This is a genomic window from Streptomyces sp. NRRL B-24085, assembly GCF_001282115.1.
In the GTDB taxonomy this organism is placed as follows: domain Bacteria; phylum Actinomycetota; class Actinomycetes; order Streptomycetales; family Streptomycetaceae; genus Streptomyces.
Window position 1 is genome coordinate 14,166 of record NZ_LJBR01000024.1, and the last position, 17,621, is coordinate 31,786.

At 69.7% G+C, this 17,621-nt stretch carries 15 protein-coding genes; 7 read left to right on the forward strand and 8 right to left on the reverse strand.

The features are described 5' to 3' along the window. Window positions 1–40 precede the first annotated feature (40 nt). From AOJ26_RS03225 to AOJ26_RS03240, 4 genes are all read right to left on the reverse strand, one after another. Window positions 41–1,252 (reverse strand): pyridoxal phosphate-dependent aminotransferase, encoded by a 1,212-nt coding sequence (locus tag AOJ26_RS03225; RefSeq protein WP_053846624.1) that lies wholly within the window; start codon window positions 1,250–1,252, stop codon window positions 41–43. An 89-nt stretch (window positions 1,253–1,341) separates the two neighbouring features. After that, entirely contained in the window at window positions 1,342–2,544 is a 1,203-nt protein-coding gene (locus AOJ26_RS03230) for an RNA-guided endonuclease InsQ/TnpB family protein (protein ID WP_053846625.1), read from the reverse strand. A gap of 155 nt (window positions 2,545–2,699) precedes the next feature. Then, window positions 2,700–4,502 carry a caspase, EACC1-associated type gene (locus AOJ26_RS03235; RefSeq protein ID WP_053846626.1) on the reverse strand — a complete coding sequence of 601 codons (1,803 nt, stop codon included), beginning with the start codon at window positions 4,500–4,502 and terminating at the stop codon, window positions 2,700–2,702. Window positions 4,503–4,508: 6 nt separating this feature from the next. Further along, complete coding sequence (locus tag AOJ26_RS03240) at window positions 4,509–4,937, reverse strand: hypothetical protein (protein WP_053846627.1); 429 nt, start codon at window positions 4,935–4,937, stop codon at window positions 4,509–4,511. 190 nt (window positions 4,938–5,127) lie between these two features. Between AOJ26_RS03240 and AOJ26_RS03245 the strand changes: the two genes are divergently transcribed. After that, the gene (locus AOJ26_RS03245) at window positions 5,128–6,060 is read left to right on the forward strand and encodes a S1 family peptidase (protein ID WP_053846628.1); all 933 of its coding nucleotides are present in this window, start codon (window positions 5,128–5,130) and stop codon (window positions 6,058–6,060) included. A gap of 101 nt (window positions 6,061–6,161) precedes the next feature. On the opposite strand, the gene AOJ26_RS03250 is transcribed toward AOJ26_RS03245, so the two are convergent. After that, window positions 6,162–7,745, reverse strand: coding sequence for an N-acyl-D-amino-acid deacylase family protein (locus AOJ26_RS03250; protein WP_053846629.1), 1,584 nt, complete (start codon window positions 7,743–7,745; stop codon window positions 6,162–6,164). A gap of 19 nt (window positions 7,746–7,764) precedes the next feature. Continuing rightward, window positions 7,765–9,039, reverse strand: coding sequence for an amino acid deaminase (locus AOJ26_RS03255; protein WP_053846630.1), 1,275 nt, complete (start codon window positions 9,037–9,039; stop codon window positions 7,765–7,767). A gap of 156 nt (window positions 9,040–9,195) precedes the next feature. Here AOJ26_RS03255 and AOJ26_RS03260 point away from each other — a divergent pair, with 156 nt between their 5' ends. From AOJ26_RS03260 to AOJ26_RS03275, 4 genes are all read left to right on the forward strand, one after another. Then, window positions 9,196–10,281 (forward strand): sugar kinase, encoded by a 1,086-nt coding sequence (locus tag AOJ26_RS03260; protein WP_234358428.1) that lies wholly within the window; start codon window positions 9,196–9,198, stop codon window positions 10,279–10,281. Next, window positions 10,278–11,048 (forward strand): IclR family transcriptional regulator, encoded by a 771-nt coding sequence (locus AOJ26_RS03265; RefSeq protein ID WP_053846632.1) that lies wholly within the window; start codon window positions 10,278–10,280, stop codon window positions 11,046–11,048. The genes AOJ26_RS03260 and AOJ26_RS03265 overlap by 4 nt, the downstream gene beginning before the upstream one ends. Then, on the forward strand, window positions 11,045–11,455 hold the full coding sequence (locus AOJ26_RS03270) for a RidA family protein (protein WP_053846633.1): 411 nt from the start codon (window positions 11,045–11,047) through the stop codon (window positions 11,453–11,455). Before AOJ26_RS03265 ends, AOJ26_RS03270 begins: the two co-directional genes overlap by 4 nt. Before the next feature lie 105 nt (window positions 11,456–11,560). After that, complete coding sequence (locus AOJ26_RS03275) at window positions 11,561–13,033, forward strand: GntP family permease (RefSeq protein WP_053846634.1); 1,473 nt, start codon at window positions 11,561–11,563, stop codon at window positions 13,031–13,033. A 38-nt stretch (window positions 13,034–13,071) separates the two neighbouring features. Here AOJ26_RS03275 and AOJ26_RS41430 read toward each other — a convergent pair whose 3' ends face one another. Continuing rightward, window positions 13,072–13,380 carry a zinc ribbon domain-containing protein gene (locus AOJ26_RS41430; protein ID WP_420713182.1) on the reverse strand — a complete coding sequence of 103 codons (309 nt, stop codon included), beginning with the start codon at window positions 13,378–13,380 and terminating at the stop codon, window positions 13,072–13,074. Here AOJ26_RS41430 and AOJ26_RS03280 point away from each other — a divergent pair. Beyond that, window positions 13,367–13,846, forward strand: coding sequence for a hypothetical protein (locus tag AOJ26_RS03280; protein ID WP_053846635.1), 480 nt, complete (start codon window positions 13,367–13,369; stop codon window positions 13,844–13,846). The two genes, AOJ26_RS41430 and AOJ26_RS03280, sit on opposite strands and share 14 nt — an antisense overlap. 12 nt (window positions 13,847–13,858) lie before the next feature. On the opposite strand, the gene AOJ26_RS03285 is transcribed toward AOJ26_RS03280, so the two are convergent. After that, complete coding sequence (locus AOJ26_RS03285; RefSeq protein WP_053846636.1) at window positions 13,859–15,193, reverse strand: M14 family metallopeptidase; 1,335 nt, start codon at window positions 15,191–15,193, stop codon at window positions 13,859–13,861. A gap of 338 nt (window positions 15,194–15,531) precedes the next feature. Here AOJ26_RS03285 and AOJ26_RS03290 point away from each other — a divergent pair. After that, window positions 15,532–17,621 (forward strand): ATP-binding protein (locus AOJ26_RS03290; protein ID WP_053846637.1); only part of this gene is annotated, 2,090 nt, incomplete at its 3' end.

Here is a 17,621-nt window from a genome sequence, read left to right on the forward strand (position 1 = left end):
CTAAAGTTGAGCGAAGCAAAAAGATCGGCGCCGACGAGGTTTACGGCTGGCCGTACCCGTCCAGGAAGTTCCCGATCCGCCCGACCGCGTCCCGCAGGTCGCCGACGGTGGGCAGGGTGACCACCCGGAAGTGATCGGGTTCGGGCCAGTTGAAGCCGGAACCCTGGACGACCATGATCTTCTCCTGGCGCAGCAGGTCCAGGACCATCCGCCGGTCGTCCCTGATCTTGAAGACCTTGGGGTCGAGCCGGGGGAAGAGGTACAGCGCCCCCTTGGGCTTCACGCAGCTCACGCCGGGGATCTGGGTCAGCAGCTCGTACGCCACGTCCCGCTGTTCGACGAGCCGGCCGCCCGGCAGGACGAGGTCGTTGATCGACTGGCGTCCGCTGAGCGCGGCGACCACCCCGTGCTGGCCCGGCATGTTGGCGCACAGCCGCATGTTGGCCAGGACGGTCAGGCCCTCGATGTAGGAGTCGGCGTGCGCGCGCGGGCCGGAGATCGACATCCAGCCCACCCGGTAGCCCGCCACCCGGTACGCCTTCGACATGCCGTTGAAGGTGAGGGTCAGCAGGTCGGGGGCGATCGCGGCGGTCGGGGTGTGCGTGGCGCCGTCGTAGAGGATCTTGTCGTAGATCTCGTCCGAGCAGACCAGCAGGTTGTGCCGGCGGGCGATGTCGGTCAGCCCCTTGAGCATGGCCTCGTCGTAGACCGCGCCCGTGGGGTTGTTGGGGTTGATGATGACGATCGCCTTGGTGCGGTCGGTGACCTTCCGCTCCACGTCGGCGAGGTCGGGCATCCAGTCGGACTGCTCGTCGCAGCGGTAGTGCACCGCCGTGCCGCCGGACAGCGACACGGCGGCCGTCCACAGCGGGTAGTCGGGGGCCGGTACGAGGACCTCGTCGCCGTCGTCGAGGAGGCCCTGCATCGCCATCACGATCAGCTCGGAGACGCCGTTGCCGATGAAGACGTGCTCGACGTCGGTCTCGATGCCGATGGTCTGGTTGTGCATGACGACGGCCCGGCGCGCGGCGAGCAGCCCCTTGGCGTCGCCGTAGCCGTGGGCCGTCGAGACGTTGCGGAGGACGTCCTCCAGGATCTCGGGCGGTGCCTCGAACCCGAAGGCGGCGGGGTTGCCCGTGTTCAGCTTGAGGATGCGGTGCCCGGCCGCCTCCAGGCGCATCGCCTCCTCGAGAACCGGGCCCCGGATCTCGTAACAGACATTGGCGAGCTTGGTCGACTGGATCACCTGCATGCCTGGAGCTTACGGCCGGGTCAAGCTGACCGTGTCGTGTTTTCCGCCACTTGACTGCTCCCGTCCTGGTGGGGGACGGGATTCCTGGCTCAGGCCGCCTGTCGGAGCAGCGCCCCGGAAGGTCTCACGCCCTCGACGCCAGCCGGGGCCAGACCAGCCCGGACGAGCATCACGCGCGCGGAGTTCTTGTCCCTCGGGGACACCAGGCCGCACGCGGTGCAGGTGTAGGTGCGTTCCGACAGCGGCAGGGCGTGCTTGGCTCTTGCACCGCACTGTCCGCAGTCCATGGTGGTATGCGCGGGATGAACCAGATGCACGTCCCGCGCGTGTTTGCGACCCATCTCGATGAGGGCTTGTTTGGTCGAGCTGATCGCGGCGTCCGCTGCCTTGCGCGCCATCGGTGACTTTGCGAGAAACTTCGGGCGGAAGTCCTCGGCCGCGATCACGTCATGATCACGTACGACTCTTTTCGCCCATTTTCGGGCCGTGTCCTGCCGCTTCCGGGCGATCTTCTGGTACGTCTTCGCGCGCCATTTTCTCGCTTCACGGTAGCCCTTCGAAGCCGTCCGACCCTTTTTCGGCTTCCGGCGAGCCACCATCCGATCGTATCGCGACAGCTTCTCCTTTGCCCCTTTGCCGTGCTGGGGATGCGGGAGATCATGGGCATCCGATGTGGTGGTCGCAATCTCCTTCACACCCCAGTCCACGCCGAGCATCCGGCTGGTCTTCGGCAATGGCTCGATCTGGGCTGGGACGACGAATGAGGCGAACCAATCGCCGACGCTGTCCCGGTAGACGCGTACTGACGAGGGCTCGGTGGGTAGCTCCCGTGACCACACCACGGTCAGGAGGATTCCGCCGGCCAGGTGCAACCGCCCGTCTTTGAGTCGGAACCCGTGCCGTGTGTAGTTCAGGCTGGGGTTGGCGTCGTGCTTCTTCTTGTAACCCGGAATCCCGGCTCGTTGCCGGATCCGCAGCCGGTCCTTGATGTCCTTCAGGGCCTTTGTGCGGGACTTGCCGAAATCGCGGATCATTTGCTGCTGCGGAACGCTCGCCCCTTCGGCCAGCCATGGCGTGACGGCGCGGGCCTCGGTCAGCATTCGGTCCAGCCGTGCGGGACCGCACTTCTCACCCTGCGCGTGTGCCTTCTTCGAACGGGCCACGCACTCGTTCCACACCCAGCGGCATCGTCCCCATTCCGCCAACAGCCCGGATAGGGCCCCGGACGACAGCCTCAGACGGTACGTGTATCGAGCGTGTCCCGCCCCGGAAGTCGTCTCCGCCGTTGTCACGTCCCCACCTCGCCCTCACGATCGGCACCGCGGGCACTCGCCCGGTCTCACCCAGACCGTATGTGCGATGCCCGAACACTCGCCGCCCGTTCGCCGTCGTCACTCCTATTGGGTGAACAGGGGCGCAGATGTTCGAGAACCCAGAGGGCGGGCTGTTACGAGATCGGCAGCCCGTGGAGGTAGCCGCGGGAGTCTGTGACGTACAACGTTCCCTGCGCACTCACGGGACATCCGTCAGGGTCATGGCTGAGCAGGATGTCGTGGGAACGGAGCTTGCGGCCGTCCCGCAGTCGCCAGGCCGTCAGCGTTGCGGCGCGGTCTGCGGTGTACAGGGTGCCGTCCACAATGACGGGTCGGGTGAGAAGACGGCCCCTCGTTCGCTGTTTCCAGCAGGATTCGCCGGTGCGGGCGTCGAGGGCGACGAGCTGGTTGCCCACGTCTCCGAACACGAGGAAGCCATCTGCCGCGGCAGGGGCGGCGGCGAGCGCGGCCGGTGACTCGTGTGTCCACACCGTCTTTTCGGCTTTCGGATCGAGAGTGATGATTCGCCAGGAGGCGGATTTGCGCGACTGGACCAAGTGGATGCCCTCGCTGACGACGGACCACCTGGCCGCCAGTAGTTGCTCGACCTTGTGGGACCAGGTCATTGTGCCGTGAACGGGATCGATCACTCCCACCCGATCGCCTCCGAGCCCCCACTCCCGGGCTAATAGAAGCACGGTGCCACCCGAAATCTTGGATGCGCAGAGAAAGGTCACTTCCGGGCATTTGAGCGACGGCCAGAGGTCGTCATCGGTCCGCAGGTTGACGGCGTACAGACGACTGAGCGGTGTTGCCGCGTACAGCACGCCGTCGGCGATCCCCAGCAGACCGTCGCCGACCGTCAGTCGACGGCAAGGGCGCGGCCGTCCGGTGTGTAGATCGAACGCCTGTAGCGCGCCGTCTTTGCCTGCAAAATAGACAGCGTCGTCATGGAAGGCGGGAATGCCGGGAAACTTCATTTCGATCAGCGGGCGGCGGGTGCGACTTTTCGGGTCGATGACATGCAGTCGGTATCCCTCGTGGACCACCAGCATGCCGTCGGCTAGTACCGGCTGACGGGCGGCGCCCAAAGCGGCAGGTGTCCGCCAGGGCAGGACGCGCTCCGGAGCCGGTCGGGGGGTCCGCTTCTTACGCGACTTGTTCGGCCGAGGTTTCGGTTTCACCCTGGCCAGTGCTATGTCGTACTGCAACTCGCCACCGAAACGCGGGTTTTGTTGGGCCTTCTGTGCGTGGAGCCGTTCGCAGACGTAGTCGTACAACTCCCGCACGGAAACGAAGCCGTCACCATTACGGTCGGCAGCTCCGGTCCGCAACCCCTCGACGAACGGCTCGGTGAAACGGGAGAGGGCTGGTGCCGACGGGTCCGAGTGCTCACCCTCGTAGGCAAGCTGGGTTCTTGTGCCCGCGGTGATGACTACGCGGCCGTGTCCGGCGAGCGCTTCCTCGAACTCCGCCGGCGTGCCTCCCTTCGCGCCTGGCAGGAACCGCCCGCTGTAACAGCAATCGAGAACCACAACGATGCTTCTTGCCCAGCAGAGCTTCATCAGGTTGTGGACGAAGGCCGCCGGTATCGAGGAGGAGGCGGGCCACTCCGGATCGGTCGTGCGAACGGCGAAGTGGAGTGTGTCGTCACGGTCGTTCACGAACCCGTGGCAAGAGAGGTACAGCAGCCGGAAGTCGTCGGGCTGGGCTTGCCTGCCGAAGAACTGCTCGATCGCGCGCATGAGGGTGGTGAGGTCGGCGTCGATGAGCTGTTGTACGTCGAAGGCGCCGATCTCCTCGTCGGCCAGCACTTCGGCCAGGCGGGAGCAGTCCACTGCCGGGGAGCGAAGGGCGTCGAACGTGGGGTGCTCATAGGTCCCTGTCCCGATCAACAGGGCCCCTCGGTGCCCCTTGGCGAATGCCGGTGCGGTCATGCGCTGTCAGGATGCCTGAGGCGGGGTGCCGGACGTGTTGCGAGCGTCCTCGGTGGTGTCGAGAGCCGGGTGCGCATGCCCGAGGAACGCGTCGATGAGTTTCTCCCGCTCGGCGGCAGAGACGTGACCCAACTCGATACTGCGGCCCTCGAGCTCCACGCGGACACCGCGGACAGGCCGGTTCTTCAGCCAAGTGTCGACGAGGTGGAGTGCCTGGCGCAGTACGAACGAGGCGGCGGTGACGGCGATCGTTCCGGTGGCGATCAGTTCTCCGCCCTTCGATCCCGGAGTGGGGAGTGCGGCGGAATGCCCGGACCGGATGTCTGCCACATCGAGTTCGGCCAGCGATCGACGCAACTGGCCGCTCAGGCGCAGGAGTTCGTCGTCACCGAGGTCGGCACTTCCCAACAGCTGCAGCTCTACTGTTCTGTTCACAGCCCCTGTGATCTTCCCTCCGAGCGCCGAACGCTCTAGCGTCGCAACCTCCTCGCAGGATCGTAGCGACTCCCGGCCGGGAACACGTCCTTGCTGATAAGTTCTCCCTCATTGACAATGTGCATGACAAATCGGCGGGTGGCCGGAGAATCTCTCCGGTCACCCTCGTCATGCAAGAGGGGACCCCCACATGAGAAAGCCTCTCGTCGCCGCACTCAGCGCCCTGGCCCTGGCCGGAATGGGCGCGGCACCCGCCGTCGCCGCCGAGCCCGCCGCGTCCGGCGTCGGCAAGAGCGTCGACACGGACACCCCCGTCTCCGTGGTCCACGACGTCGTCACCTCCGCCACCTCGGCCCTGTCCCAGGTCACGTCACCGTCGCCCCGGCTCCGGGCCGTGACCCTCGCCGGGACCGTCTCGCTCAGCAACTGCTCCGGCTCGGTCATCCGGTTCCCCAACTCCCTGGACACCGACCCGGCGCTGGTCCTCAGCAACGGGCACTGCCTCACCACCGGCTTCCCCGCGCCGGGCGAGGTGCTCACCAACCAGGCGTCCAGCCGGTCCTTCGGGCTGCTCAACTCCTCCGGCACCCGGGTCGCCACGCTCCGCGCCAGCAAGCTCGCCTACGGCACAATGACCGACACGGACGTGTCGATCTACCAGCTCACCAGCACGTACGCGTCGATCAGGAACTCGTACGGGATCTCCGCGCTCACCGTGCAGGACACGCACCCCACCGCCGGGACCGCCATCACGGTGGCGTCCGGGTACTGGAAGCGGCTCTACAGCTGCAACATCGACGGGTTCGTGTACCGCCTGAAGGAGGGCGCCTGGACCTGGAAGGACTCGGTCCGCTACACCTCCGCCTGCCAGACCATCGGCGGCACCTCGGGCTCGCCCGTCATCGACCAGGCCACCGGCAAGGTCGTCGCCGTCAACAACACCGGCAACGAGGACGGCGAGCGCTGCACGGAGAACAACCCTTGCGAGGTGGACGCGAACGGCAACGTGACCGTGCGTGAGGGGATCAACTACGCGCAGGAGATCTACAACATTCCTGCGTGCTTCACGACGGGCAACCAGCTGAACCTCAACGCGAGCGCGTGCACCTTGCCGAAGCCGTAGCGCGCTCGGGGGTGCCGCGACCGGTTGTCCGGCGGCTGCTTCGCCGTCGTGGCCTGTCGCGCAGTTCCCCGCGCCCCTAGGTGGGTGACCTGGGCGTTCCGTCACATGGGACTGTTACGGACCGCCCGTCCCGCCAGGACCTCCGTGCGTTTGCCGTCCTCGATCACGAACCTGCCGTCGATCAGGACGTGCGGGATGCCCGTCGGCAGTCGGCGTGGGTTCTCGAAGGTCGAGCCCGGGGCCACCGTCCGCGCGTCGAAGAGGACCAGGTCGGCCCGGTAGCCCTCCTTGACCAGGCCGCGGTCCGGCAGGCGGAGGCGGGACGCCGGACGCGAGGTGAGGTGGGCGACGCACTCCTCCAGGGACAGCACCCCCAGTTCCCTTGCGTACGTGCCGAGATACTGCGGGAAGGTGCCGTAGGCCCGGGGGTGCGGCTTGGCCCCCTGAAGGATGCCGTCGGAGCCGCCGGTGTGGACCCGGTGCCGCATGATCGTGCGGACGTTCTCCTCGTGGCCGACGTGCTGGAGGATCGACGGGGCCAGCCGGTCGGTGAGGAGCAGGTGACGGGCGGTCGCCCAGCTGTCCAGACGGCGGCCCACATAGTGTGACAGCGCGGGGTCCGTGACCCCCGCGATCTCGATCGTGTCCCACTCCATCGGCACCCCGTGGCAGCCGTCCGAGCCGATCACTTCGAGGTGGTGGCGGATGCGCTCCGAGGTCTCGTCGTCCGCGAGCCGCTTGAGGATCTCCTCGGGACCGCCCTCGCTCGCCCAACTGGGCAGCATCGCCACGAGGGTGGTGCACCCCGGGGTGTAGGGGTAGGTGTCCAGGCTGATGTCCGCGCCCGACGCCAGGGCCTCGTCCAGGAGGGCCAGCAGTTCCGGCGCCCGGCCCTCGTTCACGCCGAAGTTCATGGTGGCGTGGGCGAGGTGGAGGGAGCAGCCGGCCTCGCGGGTCAGGGCGACCATCTCCGCGTAGGCCTCCAGGGCCCCCGCTCCGTACGAGCGGTGGTGGGGGCAGTAGTAGCCGCCGTACCGGGCCACCACCCGGCACAGCTCGGTGAGTTCGGCGTCCTTGGCGTACATGCCGGGGGTGTAGGTCAGTCCGGACGACATCCCCACCGCGCCCTGTTCCATGCCTTCCGCGATCAACTGACGCATACGGTCCAGCTCTTCGGGTGTCGCCTCGCGGTCCTCCCAGCCGACGACGAGCGCCCGGACCGTGCCCTGGGGGATCAGATAGGCCGCGTTGACGGCGATCCCGCGGTCGAGGCGGTCCAGGTACTCGCCCACCGACCGCCAGTCGAAGTCGATGTCGTCGCCGTGGCCGTTCCACCCGGCGATCGCGCGGCGGACCTCCGCCAGGGTGCGGTCGTCGACCGGGGCGTACGACAGTCCGTCCTGGCCCAGGACCTCCAGCGTGACCCCCTGCGCGGCCTTGGCGCTGTGGTCGGGGTCGCGCAGCAGGGCGAGGTCGCTGTGGGCGTGCATGTCGATGAAGCCGGGGGAGAGGGTGAGCCCCTCGGCGTCCAGCTCCCGCCGCGCCCTGGGGCGTTGGCAGCCGGCGTCGGCCGCCTCCTTGACGATCGAGACGATCCGGCCGCGGTCCACCACCACGTCGGCGCGGTACGAGGGGGCGCCGCTGCCGTCGACGACGTCCGCGTCCCTGATGACGAGCTCTTCCATCGCCGGACTCCTTCGCGTCTCAGAAGAACGTGCGGATGTACTCGACGACCGTGCCGTCGGCCTCCGCCACGGGGATGAGCTGCCACTTGTCGAAGGACGTGCACGGGTGCGAGAGGCCGAGGCCCAGCCAGTCGCCGACCTCCAGAGCGGCGTCGGGGGCGGTGGCCAGCCAGGCGTGCTGGTCGGAGAGCGCGGTCACCTCGATGCCGGTGGCCGGGTGCTCGGTGCCGTCCCGGCGGACCACCTGGGCGAAGGGGAGATCGAGGTCGTGGGCCGCGTCCCGCTTGCCCGCGTTGGCGAAGGCCTGGCCGGGAGAGGGGCGGGAGACGATCTGCGCCCACAGCCGGAACGCGGGCTCCAGGGCGCCCTCCTCGGGGATCCGGTTGAAGGGGGTCACCTTGCGGTAGTGGCCGTCGTCGTGCGAGACGTAGGCACCCGAGCGGAGCAACTTCAGGACCGGGCGGGAGAGTTCGGGGATCTCGGCGAAGACGTCGGCGACCGCGTCGAACCAGGCGCTGCCGCCGGCGCTGACCACGATCTCGTCGAGCCCTTCCGCCGCGAACCGTCCCGCCTTGTCGAAGTCGGCCGCCAGGGCCACCAGTCGGCGCAGCCAGGCGTGCACACGCTCCGGGTCCGCCCCCGGGACCTCGCCCTCGTAACCGGCGACCCCGACGAGCCGCAGCGTCCCGGTGGCCGCGACCGCGTCGGCGACGGCCGCGCACTCCGCCTCCGTGCGGACACCGGTGCGGGCGCCCTCGCCGGCGGCGAGTTCGACGACGACGTCCACCGGGCGGGGGGCGCCTCGCAGGGCCGCGTCCATCAGCTGGACCCCGCGCACGGAGTCGACGTAGCAGACGAAGCGGAAGCTGTCGTCGCCGGCCAGTTCGCCGGCGATCCACCTCAGGGCCGCCGGGTCCACCAGTTCGTTGGCGAGGAAGACCCGCTGGACGCCGTACGCCCGCGCGACCCGTACCTGGTGGGGGACGGCCAGGGTGATGCCCCAGGCGCCGCGCTCGATCTGCCGCTGGAAGAGCTGGGGGGCCATGGTCGTCTTGCCGTGCGGGGCGAAGGCGAGGCCGTGCCGGGCGGCGTACGACTCCATGAGTGCGAGGTTGTGCTCCAGGCGCTCGGCGGACAGGGCGAGCACGGGGGTCGTGAAGCCGTCGGTGAAGAGGTTGCGGCGCTGGGCGGTCAGCTCGGCGACGGTCAGGCCGTCCGCGTCCGGGGGCAGCCCCTTGAAGCGGTGGTCGACGCGGTCCTCCGCGAGGCGGGCGAGCGCTTCGGTACCGGACACGGGGCCTCCCTGAAGGGTGCGTTGCAGTGTGTGCAACGTTCATTGCGTATATCGCTGACTGCTGTCTAACATCCACGCCAACGCCGGGTCAATGAAGGAGCCAGCACCATCGTGAATGCCCCCGACGCCGTGGACGTCGTCGCGCTCGGCGAGTCCATGGTCACGTTCCTGCCCAGTCGCCCCGGGCGGCTCGCCGACGTGCCGTCCTTCGACCGGGCCATCGGCGGGGCGGAGTCGAACGTGGCCTGCGGCCTGGCCGCCGCCGGTTTCGCGGTCCGGTGGGTCAGCCGGGTCGGGGCGGACGGGTTCGGGGACCACCTGGTCGAGACGATCGGGGGGTACGGCGTCGATGTCTCCTCGGTGGGGCGTGATCCGTCCCGGCCCACCGGGGTGTACTTCCGTACGGCGGGGGACCGGGGTTCGACCGGGCACGAGGTCGCCTACTACCGGGCAGGGTCTGCCGCTTCCGTGATGTCCGTGTCCGACGTGGACCTGTCGGCGGTGCGGGCGGGGCGGGTGCTGCACCTGTCGGGGATCACCGCCGCGTTGTCCTCCGAGTGCCTGGAGCTGGTGCGTGAACTGATGACTCCCGCGCCGGGACGTCCGCTCGTGTCCTTCGACGTCAATCACCGGGCCGGGCTGTGGCGGGACGCGGAGGGTCCGCGGGTGCTGCTGGAGCTGGCGCGGCGGGCCGACATCGTGTTCGTCGGCGAGGACGAGGCGGAGGAGGCGTGGGGGGTCACGGGGGGTCCGGCGGCTGTTCGTCGGGTCCTGCCCGAGCCCGGGGTGCTGGTGGTGAAGCAGGGAGGACGGGGGGCTACGGCATTCGTTTCGGCGGCGGGTGGTGGTGGGCTGGTCGCGCAGTTCCCCGCGCCCCTGGGTGGGTCCATGCACGCCAATTCGGCTGCGACGGGCGACGCCCACTCCCGACCAGCCGAAGCTCACGTCACCTTCGTTCCCGCCCTCTCCGTCGACGTCGTGGCCACCACCGGCGCCGGTGACGCCTTCGCCGCCGGGTTCCTCTCCGCGACCCTGCGCGAACTGCCCCTGCGGGACCGGCTCCGGCACGGCCACCTCTGGGCCGCCGCCGCCCTCACCGTCCCCGGTGACCTCGCGGCACCCCCCGCCCGCGCACACGCCGACCGCCTCGCCGCCCTCGGCGACGACACGTGGGGGACACTTCGACTCGGCCCCGGCTGGACGCAAGCCGACCCGGCCCCGGAGGAGGTACGCACCCCATGAGCCAGACCGTCGACCGAGCACTGAGCATCCTGCCGCTGCTCGCCGAGGGCCCCGCCGACCTCGGGCAGGTCGCCGACCGCCTCGGCGTCCACAAGTCCACCGCGCTGCGACTCCTCCGCACGCTCCACGAACACGGCATGGTCTACCGCCAGTCCGACCAGCGCTACCGCCTCGGCGCCCGCCTCATCGCGCTGGCCCAGGAGGCGATGGAGAACCTGGACATCCGCGAGATCGCCCACCCCCACCTCGTACGGCTGAACGAGCAGTGCGGTCACACCGTCCACCTCGCCGTGTACGAGGAGGACGAGGTGCTGTACATCGACAAGGTCGAGAGCCGCTACCCGGTGCGGATGTACTCGCGGATCGGCAAGCCCGTCGCCATCACCGTCGCCGCCGTCGCGAAGCTGCTGCTCGCCGACCTTCCCGAGGCCGAGCGCCGCGCCCTCGCGGACAAGCTCGACTACCCCCTGTACACGGCCCGTTCGACACCCAACGCCCCTGCCTTCCTCAAGGAGTTGGAGCGGGTGCGCGAACAGGGCTGGGCCACCGACCTCGGTGGCCACGAGGAGTCCATCAACTGCGTCGCGGCCCCCGTCCGCGGCGCCGACGGCAGGGTCGTCGCCGCGATGTCGGTGTCCGCGCCCAACGTCGTCGTCACCGCCGAGGAACTCCTCGCCCTCCTCCCCCAGGTCCGCCGTACGGCCGATGCCATCAGCGGCGAGTACTCCGGCAGAACAACAGCTAAGGACCCCAAGGACCCCGTATGACGGACAAGACCGCGCTCACCCCGAGCACCCACACCACTCCGCCCGCGAAGTTCTCCCACGGGGTGCGCAAGGGCAACATCCTCCAGGTCGCCGGCCAGGTCGGCTTTCTGCCGGCCGAGGAGGGCAAGCCGCCCACGCCCGCCGGCCCCACCCTGCGCGAGCAGACCCTCCAGACCCTCGCCAACGTCAAGGCGATCCTGGAGGAGGGCGGCGCCTCCTGGGACGACGTGATGATGATCCGCGTCTACCTGACGGACGTGGACCACTTCGCCGAGATGAACGCGATCTACAACACCTACTTCGAGGAGCAGGGCCTCACCCAGCCTCCCGCCGCGCGCACGACGGTCTACGTCGGTCTGCCCGCGGGCCTGCTCATCGAGATCGACGCGCTCGCCGTCCTCGGCTGACGCACCCTCCACTCCCGCACGCCGCACACGGCACGGCACCTCCCGTGGTGCCGTGCCGCGATCCCCCCTGCCCGAAAGCTCCATGGACTTACGCAGAGGACCCCCATGTCCCTACCGCTCGCCGCGACCACCGAGACACCCCCGCACACCGGTGGCCTGCTCCTCCTCATCGACGGCACCGCGGGCCTCCTCACGGTCGCCGCCCTCGGCATCGCCCTGCTGCTCTTCCTGATCATCAGGGTCAGACTCCAGCCCTTCGTCGCCCTGCTGGGCGTCTCCATAGCCGTCGGCCTGCTCGCCGGGCTCTCCGTCACCGAACTCTTCGGCACCGTCCAGCGGTCGGACGCCGTGTCCACCATCGAGTCCGGGATGGGCGGCATCCTCGGCCATGTCGCCATCATCATCGGCCTCGGCACCATGCTCGGGGCGATCCTCGAAGTCAGCGGCGGCGCCGAGGTGCTGGCGTCCCGGCTGCTGAACCTCTTCGGGGAGAAGCGGGCGCCCCTCGCCATGGGCCTCACCGGCCTCATCTTCGGCATCCCGGTCTTCTTCGACGTCGGCATCTTCGTGCTCGCGCCGATCGTCTACGCGGCCGCCAAGCGCAGCGGCAAGTCGATCCTGCTCTACTGCCTTCCGCTGCTCGCGGGCCTGTCGATGACCCACGCCTTCCTGCCGCCGCACCCCGGCCCGGTCGCGGCCGCCGGACTGCTCCACGTGGACCTCGGCTGGGTCATCCTGATGGGCATCGTCTGCGGCATCCCGGCGGTGCTGGCCGCGTGGGCGTTCTCCGCGTGGGTCGGCCGGCGCATCTTCGTCGCCGTACCGCAGGACATGGTGGAGGCGGCCGCGGAGGCCAAGCAGGCCGTGATCGAGGAGCAGCGCGCGCAGGGAGTCGTACCGCGGGAGGACCCCGTGTCCCTCGGCACGGTCCTCGGCATCATCGGCACGCCCCTGGTCCTGATCCTCGCGGCCACGTTCTCCTCGATCGCGTTCGACCCCTCCACGGGCCGCTCGGTCATCGAGTTCTTCGGCAGCCCTTTCGTGGCGCTGACGATCGCCCTGCTCCTCGCGTACTACCTGCTGGGCATCCGCCGCGGCTGGTCCCGCAAGTCGCTGGAGACGGTGTCGACGGCGTCCCTCAAGCCGGTCGGCAACATCCTGCTGGTGGTCGGCGCGGGCGGTGTCTTCGGCGCGGTCCTGAAGGCCAGCGGGGTCGCCCAGGCGCTCTCCGACACCTTCAACGACGTCGGCCTGCCGGTGCTCGTGCTGTCGTACCTGATCTCGGTGGTCCTGCGGGTGGCCCAGGGCTCGGCGACGGTCGCGATCGTGACCACCGCGGGCATCGTGGCGCCGCTCCTCTCGGAGGGCCACCACTCCCAGGCGTTCGTCGCCCTCGTCATCATGGCGATCTCGGCGGGCTCCATCTTCGCCTCGCACGTCAACGACGGCGGCTTCTGGATGGTCGCCAAGTACTTCGGCATCAGCGAACGCGACACGCTGAAGACGTGGACCGTGCTGGAAACGGTGCTGTCGGTGGCCGGGTTCGCGGTGGCGGCCGTCCTGAGCGTCTTCGTTTGACGTGCTCCCGGGCTGAAGCCCGGGGATGCTGGCACCCCTCACCCGGACCCGTTCCGCTCCGCGGCAGTGGTCCGGGTGAGGGGTCCATGGCTTCCTGATTCTTCGCGCTGTGCCGGAACGGATTCTGGTCTTACCGGCGCTCCGCAGGCTGGGCAGGTCCGTTCCCGGACGCGCAGGGGTTCGGGCCCGTCGCGGTGGCCGCAGGCAGAGCACGTCTGGCTGGTGGGCTCGAACCGGCCGATCTCGACGAAGGTCCGAGGGCCATGTAGGCGTCCGATAACGATGTAGGGGCCGACTGTGCCGGGCACAGGATCGTCGACCATACTGCCCGCTGTGGAGCAGCGCATAGGTTCGAGCAGCCAGCCCCTGGAAGGCGCCGGATTCGACCCGGCCTACATCCCCGGGCTCACCTCACCCGTGTCCGGCGAGGCGGAGTCCGTCCCGGAGGACACGGAGGTGACTTCGGAGGAGGTCGTCGAGGAGCCTGCCGAAGAGCCCGTCGAGGAGGCGACTCCCGACGGGCCCGTCTTCGAGGCCTCCGACCGCCGCGCGCGGATCGTCGCCGACCACCGGGGCGTCCGCCTCTCCCTCGACGACCAGTCCTGCGAGTTCCGCTGGGACGAGATCGGCGCGGTCGAGACGGAGACGCCCCGGTTCGGCAAGCGGTACACCGTCACGGTCCACACCCCGGACCGCCGCTGGTACCCGATCGAGATCGAGGCGGCCTCACGGTCCGACTTCGCCACGTGGGACGAGCAGTTGGACGCGGTGATGGACGAGTACTTCGAAGAGGAGCCGGCGGAATCCGACTGAGGCGCGCGCCCACTAGCAGTACTGTGCCTGCTTCCCGATGGACCGGTACATGCAGTCGGAGTTCTCCAGGAGTTGCAGCACCGCGTCCCGGTTGCGGGAGGTCTCCCGCTCGATGACCTCGTCGGGCGGGTAGAAGCCGCCGCCGGAGCTGGACGACGGGTACATCTCGAAGGTGTACGAGAAGATCTTGTGCGTGCCCCAGAGGTAGTCGTCGATCGACCCGTCGGTGATGTACAGGTCGCTCGCCTGCTCCGGCGTGTAGCCGTTGCTCGCGGCCATCTTCTGCCCGACCGCCTTGAACACGGCGTTGTCGTCCGCGGTCATCCCGGTGGCCGTGTCGGAGTAGGTGTACCCGTAGGGCCACAGCACCAGTTCGCTGTACGTGTGGAAGTCGATGTTGGTCTTGATCTGCTGCACGCCCCCGACGACCCGGCTGCGCACGAAGTTCGCGACCACCTTGACCTCGGGCGCCGACTCGGCGGACGGACCCCGGTAGGTCTCGGAGGACGTCGAACCGGACGAGCCGCCGCAGCATCCCCAGCGGTAGGCCCAGTTGCGGTTGAGGTCCGTACCGACCGCGGAGGAACCGGAGTTGGGCTGGCGGTTCTTGCGCCACGAGCGGTACGAGCCGGAGGCGATGTCGTACTCGCCGCCGTCCGGGTTGAGGTCGGGGACGATCCAGATCTCGCGGTTGTTCACCATGTTGGTGACCCGGGAGTCGCTGCCGTATCCCGCGCCGAGTTCGCGCAGCAGGTACAGGGCCATCTCGACGGTGAGGTGCTCGCGGGCGTGCTGGTGGTGGGTGAACAGCACCTCGGGCTCGGCCTCGTCGGTCGCCACGTTGTCGCTGATCTTGATGGCGACGATGTTCCGGCCCTGGTACGACGTGCCGATGACCCGCTTGCTCATGATGTTCGGGTAGGCGGCGAGGCGCTGGTCGATCTCGGCGTTCATCTCGGCGTAGTTGTGGTAGCGAGAGTCGGCCGAGGGGAAGTCGAAGAGCCGGGCCTCGTCCTCCGCGGTCCGTGCCGGGGCCGATCCCAAGGCGGAGACCTCGTAGCCGAGTTGCCGCAGTCTCCGGATCTGGTCGGCGCGTCCGGAGACGACGACGGTCTCCTCGTCGGCCTCGTCGACGGTCACCCCGGTCTGCTGGATGGCCGTGCGGGTCACGGGTGTCGTGTGCTGGTGGATCTCGTACTGGCGGACGTCCTCGGCGCTCGGTGCCGCTTTCGGGGCGCTGTCGGCGTTCGCGGAGAGCGGGGCGGCGAGGGCGAGTGCCAGAACGGCGGCGAGGGCGGCGTAACGGGGGCCGCCGCGGGCGCCGGAACCGCGTGTGCGAAGTCGCATGAAGTCTCCTGTGGTCTCCAGGGATTCCGGGATCTCCGGAAGCGGGGAGTGGAGCGGGGGTGGTTCAGCGAGCTCTGCGACGTGCTGCCGGTGCGGGTGTGCCGCTCATCGTGAGCTTGTGGCATGAGCAGGTCAAGAGTGGGGGCGGCTGTATTGGCGTGAACTGTGCGTTCCCTGTGGGTTCTTGATGCGCCGGGAAAGTCGCGCAGTGTACGCGGATCGATGCGCCACGGAGTGATCCCCGGGCAAGTGCACCCGCGGGTGTGAGCCGTACGTGCATATATGTGAGGCCGCGCGCACAGTTAGATCTTCGACCACACCCCGGAGGCTGGCTGATCATGGGCGGATCAGCGCCACGGCGGGCCGGACACCTGCCGGTCGAGACGACCAGTTTCGTCGACCGGCGCCGTGAACAGGCCGCCGGCCGTGAACTGCTCAGCCGTGCCCGCCTGGTCACGCTGACCGGCCCCGGCGGCGTCGGCAAGACCCGACTCGCCGCACGCATCGCGGCCCGCGCGGAGCGCACCTTCCCCGACGGCGTCCGCTTCGTCCACCTCGCGGGACTGCGCGACCCCGAACTGGTCCCGCTCGCCGTGGCCGACGCGCTCGGCCTCCTCGACCACTCCGCCGGACCGCCGACCGACGCGCTCGTCGCCCATGTGCGCGACCGCAGAGTGCTGCTGGTCCTCGACAACTGCGAACACCTGCTCGGCGCCTGCGCCCACCTCGCGGCGGCACTGCTGCGCGGCACGCCGGGCGTGCGGATCCTCGCGACCAGCCGGCACCGGCTCGGTCTCACCGAGGAGAACCTCCTCGACGTACGGCCGCTGCCGGTCCCCGACCCGGACGGCGACCTGTCCGCGGCGGACGGCTATCCGGCGCTGGCCCTGTTCGCCGACCGGGCGGCCGCAGTCGTCCCCGGGTTCGCGCTCACCGCCGGCAACCGGGCCGCCGTGGCCCGGCTGTGCCGGCGGCTCGACGGACTGCCGCTCGCCATCGAACTCGCCGCGGTGCGCATGCGCGTACTCGGTGTGGAACAGCTCCTGGAACGCCTCGACGACCGCTACCGCCTGCTCACCTCCGGCAGCCCCGCGGCCCTGCCCCGCCACCGCACCCTGCGGGCCGCCGTCGACTGGAGCCACGAACTGTGCACCGATCGCGAGCAGTTGGTATGGGCCCGGCTCTCGGTCCCGGCCGGCGGCTTCGACCTCGAGACGGCCGAGGCGGTGTGCGCGGACGGGGACCTCGTGCACGGCGACGACGTCCTCGAAGCGGTCGCGGGCCTCGTCGACAAGTCCGTGCTGTCCCGGGAGCCCGGGCCGGACGGGGTGCGCTACCGGCTCCTGGACACCCTGCGCCACTACGGCCTGGAACGGCTGCGGAGCATGCCGGGCGAGGAGATCGCCACCCGGCGCCGGCACCGGGACTGGATGCTGCGCCGGGCCACCGCCTGCGAACGGGCCTGGTTCGGCCCCGGGCAACGCGAGATCGTCGCCCGCCTCCGCGCGGACCAGGACAACCTCCGGGCCGCCCTGCACTTCAGCCTGTCCGAACCCCGCGAGGGCCCCGCGCCGGACCCCGCCGACGCCCTCGCCGGACTGCGGCTGGTCGGGGCCCTGTGGTTCTTCTGGCACGCCTGCGGGGCACCCCGGGAGGGCCGGTACTGGGCCGAGCGGGCCCTGGAGGCCAACCCCGGGGCGACCTCCGAGCGGGCCCGGGGGCTGTGGGTGGCCGGACTGCTCGCCGGATGCCCCGAGGACCTCACCCGGGGGCTGCGCCGGGCCGAGGACGCCCGGGAACTGGCCCGCGGGCTCGGAGACACCGCCGAGGCCGCCCATGCCGAGTACGTCATCGGTGTCATCCGCCTCTTCGCCGGCGACCTGCCCGCCGCCCTCGCCCACTTCGAGGCCGGGGTCGCCCGCGGACCCGTGCCCGGCCAGCACCTCAGCCTCGTCGGCCTGGACCAGGTCGAACTCGCCTGCGCCCTCGGCTTCCTGGGCCACGCCGACCGGGCCGTGGAGGTCTGCGAGAAGACCCTGCGGCTCTGCGAGGAACACGGCGAGGAATGGGTCCGCTCCTACGTGCTGCGCATGCTCGCCCTCGCCCACACCGTGAAACAGGACTGGCCCCGCGCCGAGCAGTACGCCCGCGAGGCCCTCCGCCTCAAGCTCGCCGTCAACGACCTCATCGGCCTCGCCCTCACGCTGGACCTGACGGCCCGTATCGCCACCGAGCTCTCCGGGCACGAGCGGGCGGCCGTGCTCCTCGGCGGGGCCGACCGGGCCTGGGCCGCAGTGGACCAGGGCCGGTGGGGTTCCGAGGCGCTCAACTCCGTGCGCCGGGAGACGGAGAGCCGGGCGGGGCGGGTCCTGGGGGCCGCCTTCACCACCGCCTACGACCGGGGCGCGCGCCTCACCCTCACCGAACT

Excerpts from the sequence above, each read along its gene's own strand:
- AOJ26_RS03265 (WP_053846632.1), top strand. The coding sequence starts at position 10,278 with ATGAGCCAGACCGTCGACCGAGCACTGAGCATCCTGCCGCTGCTCGCC.
- AOJ26_RS03235 (WP_053846626.1), bottom strand. The coding sequence starts at position 4,502 with ATGACCGCACCGGCATTCGCCAAGGGGCACCGAGGGGCCCTGTTGATC.
- AOJ26_RS03270 (WP_053846633.1), top strand. The coding sequence starts at position 11,045 with ATGACGGACAAGACCGCGCTCACCCCGAGCACCCACACCACTCCGCCC.
- AOJ26_RS03260 (WP_234358428.1), top strand. The coding sequence starts at position 9,196 with ATGGTCACGTTCCTGCCCAGTCGCCCCGGGCGGCTCGCCGACGTGCCG.
- AOJ26_RS41430 (WP_420713182.1), bottom strand. The coding sequence starts at position 13,380 with ATGCGCTGCTCCACAGCGGGCAGTATGGTCGACGATCCTGTGCCCGGC.
- AOJ26_RS03250 (WP_053846629.1), bottom strand. The coding sequence starts at position 7,745 with ATGGAAGAGCTCGTCATCAGGGACGCGGACGTCGTCGACGGCAGCGGC.
- AOJ26_RS03245 (WP_053846628.1), top strand. The coding sequence starts at position 5,128 with ATGAGAAAGCCTCTCGTCGCCGCACTCAGCGCCCTGGCCCTGGCCGGA.
- AOJ26_RS03275 (WP_053846634.1), top strand. The coding sequence starts at position 11,561 with ATGTCCCTACCGCTCGCCGCGACCACCGAGACACCCCCGCACACCGGT.
- AOJ26_RS03225 (WP_053846624.1), bottom strand. The coding sequence starts at position 1,252 with ATGCAGGTGATCCAGTCGACCAAGCTCGCCAATGTCTGTTACGAGATC.
- AOJ26_RS03285 (WP_053846636.1), bottom strand. The coding sequence starts at position 15,193 with ATGCGACTTCGCACACGCGGTTCCGGCGCCCGCGGCGGCCCCCGTTAC.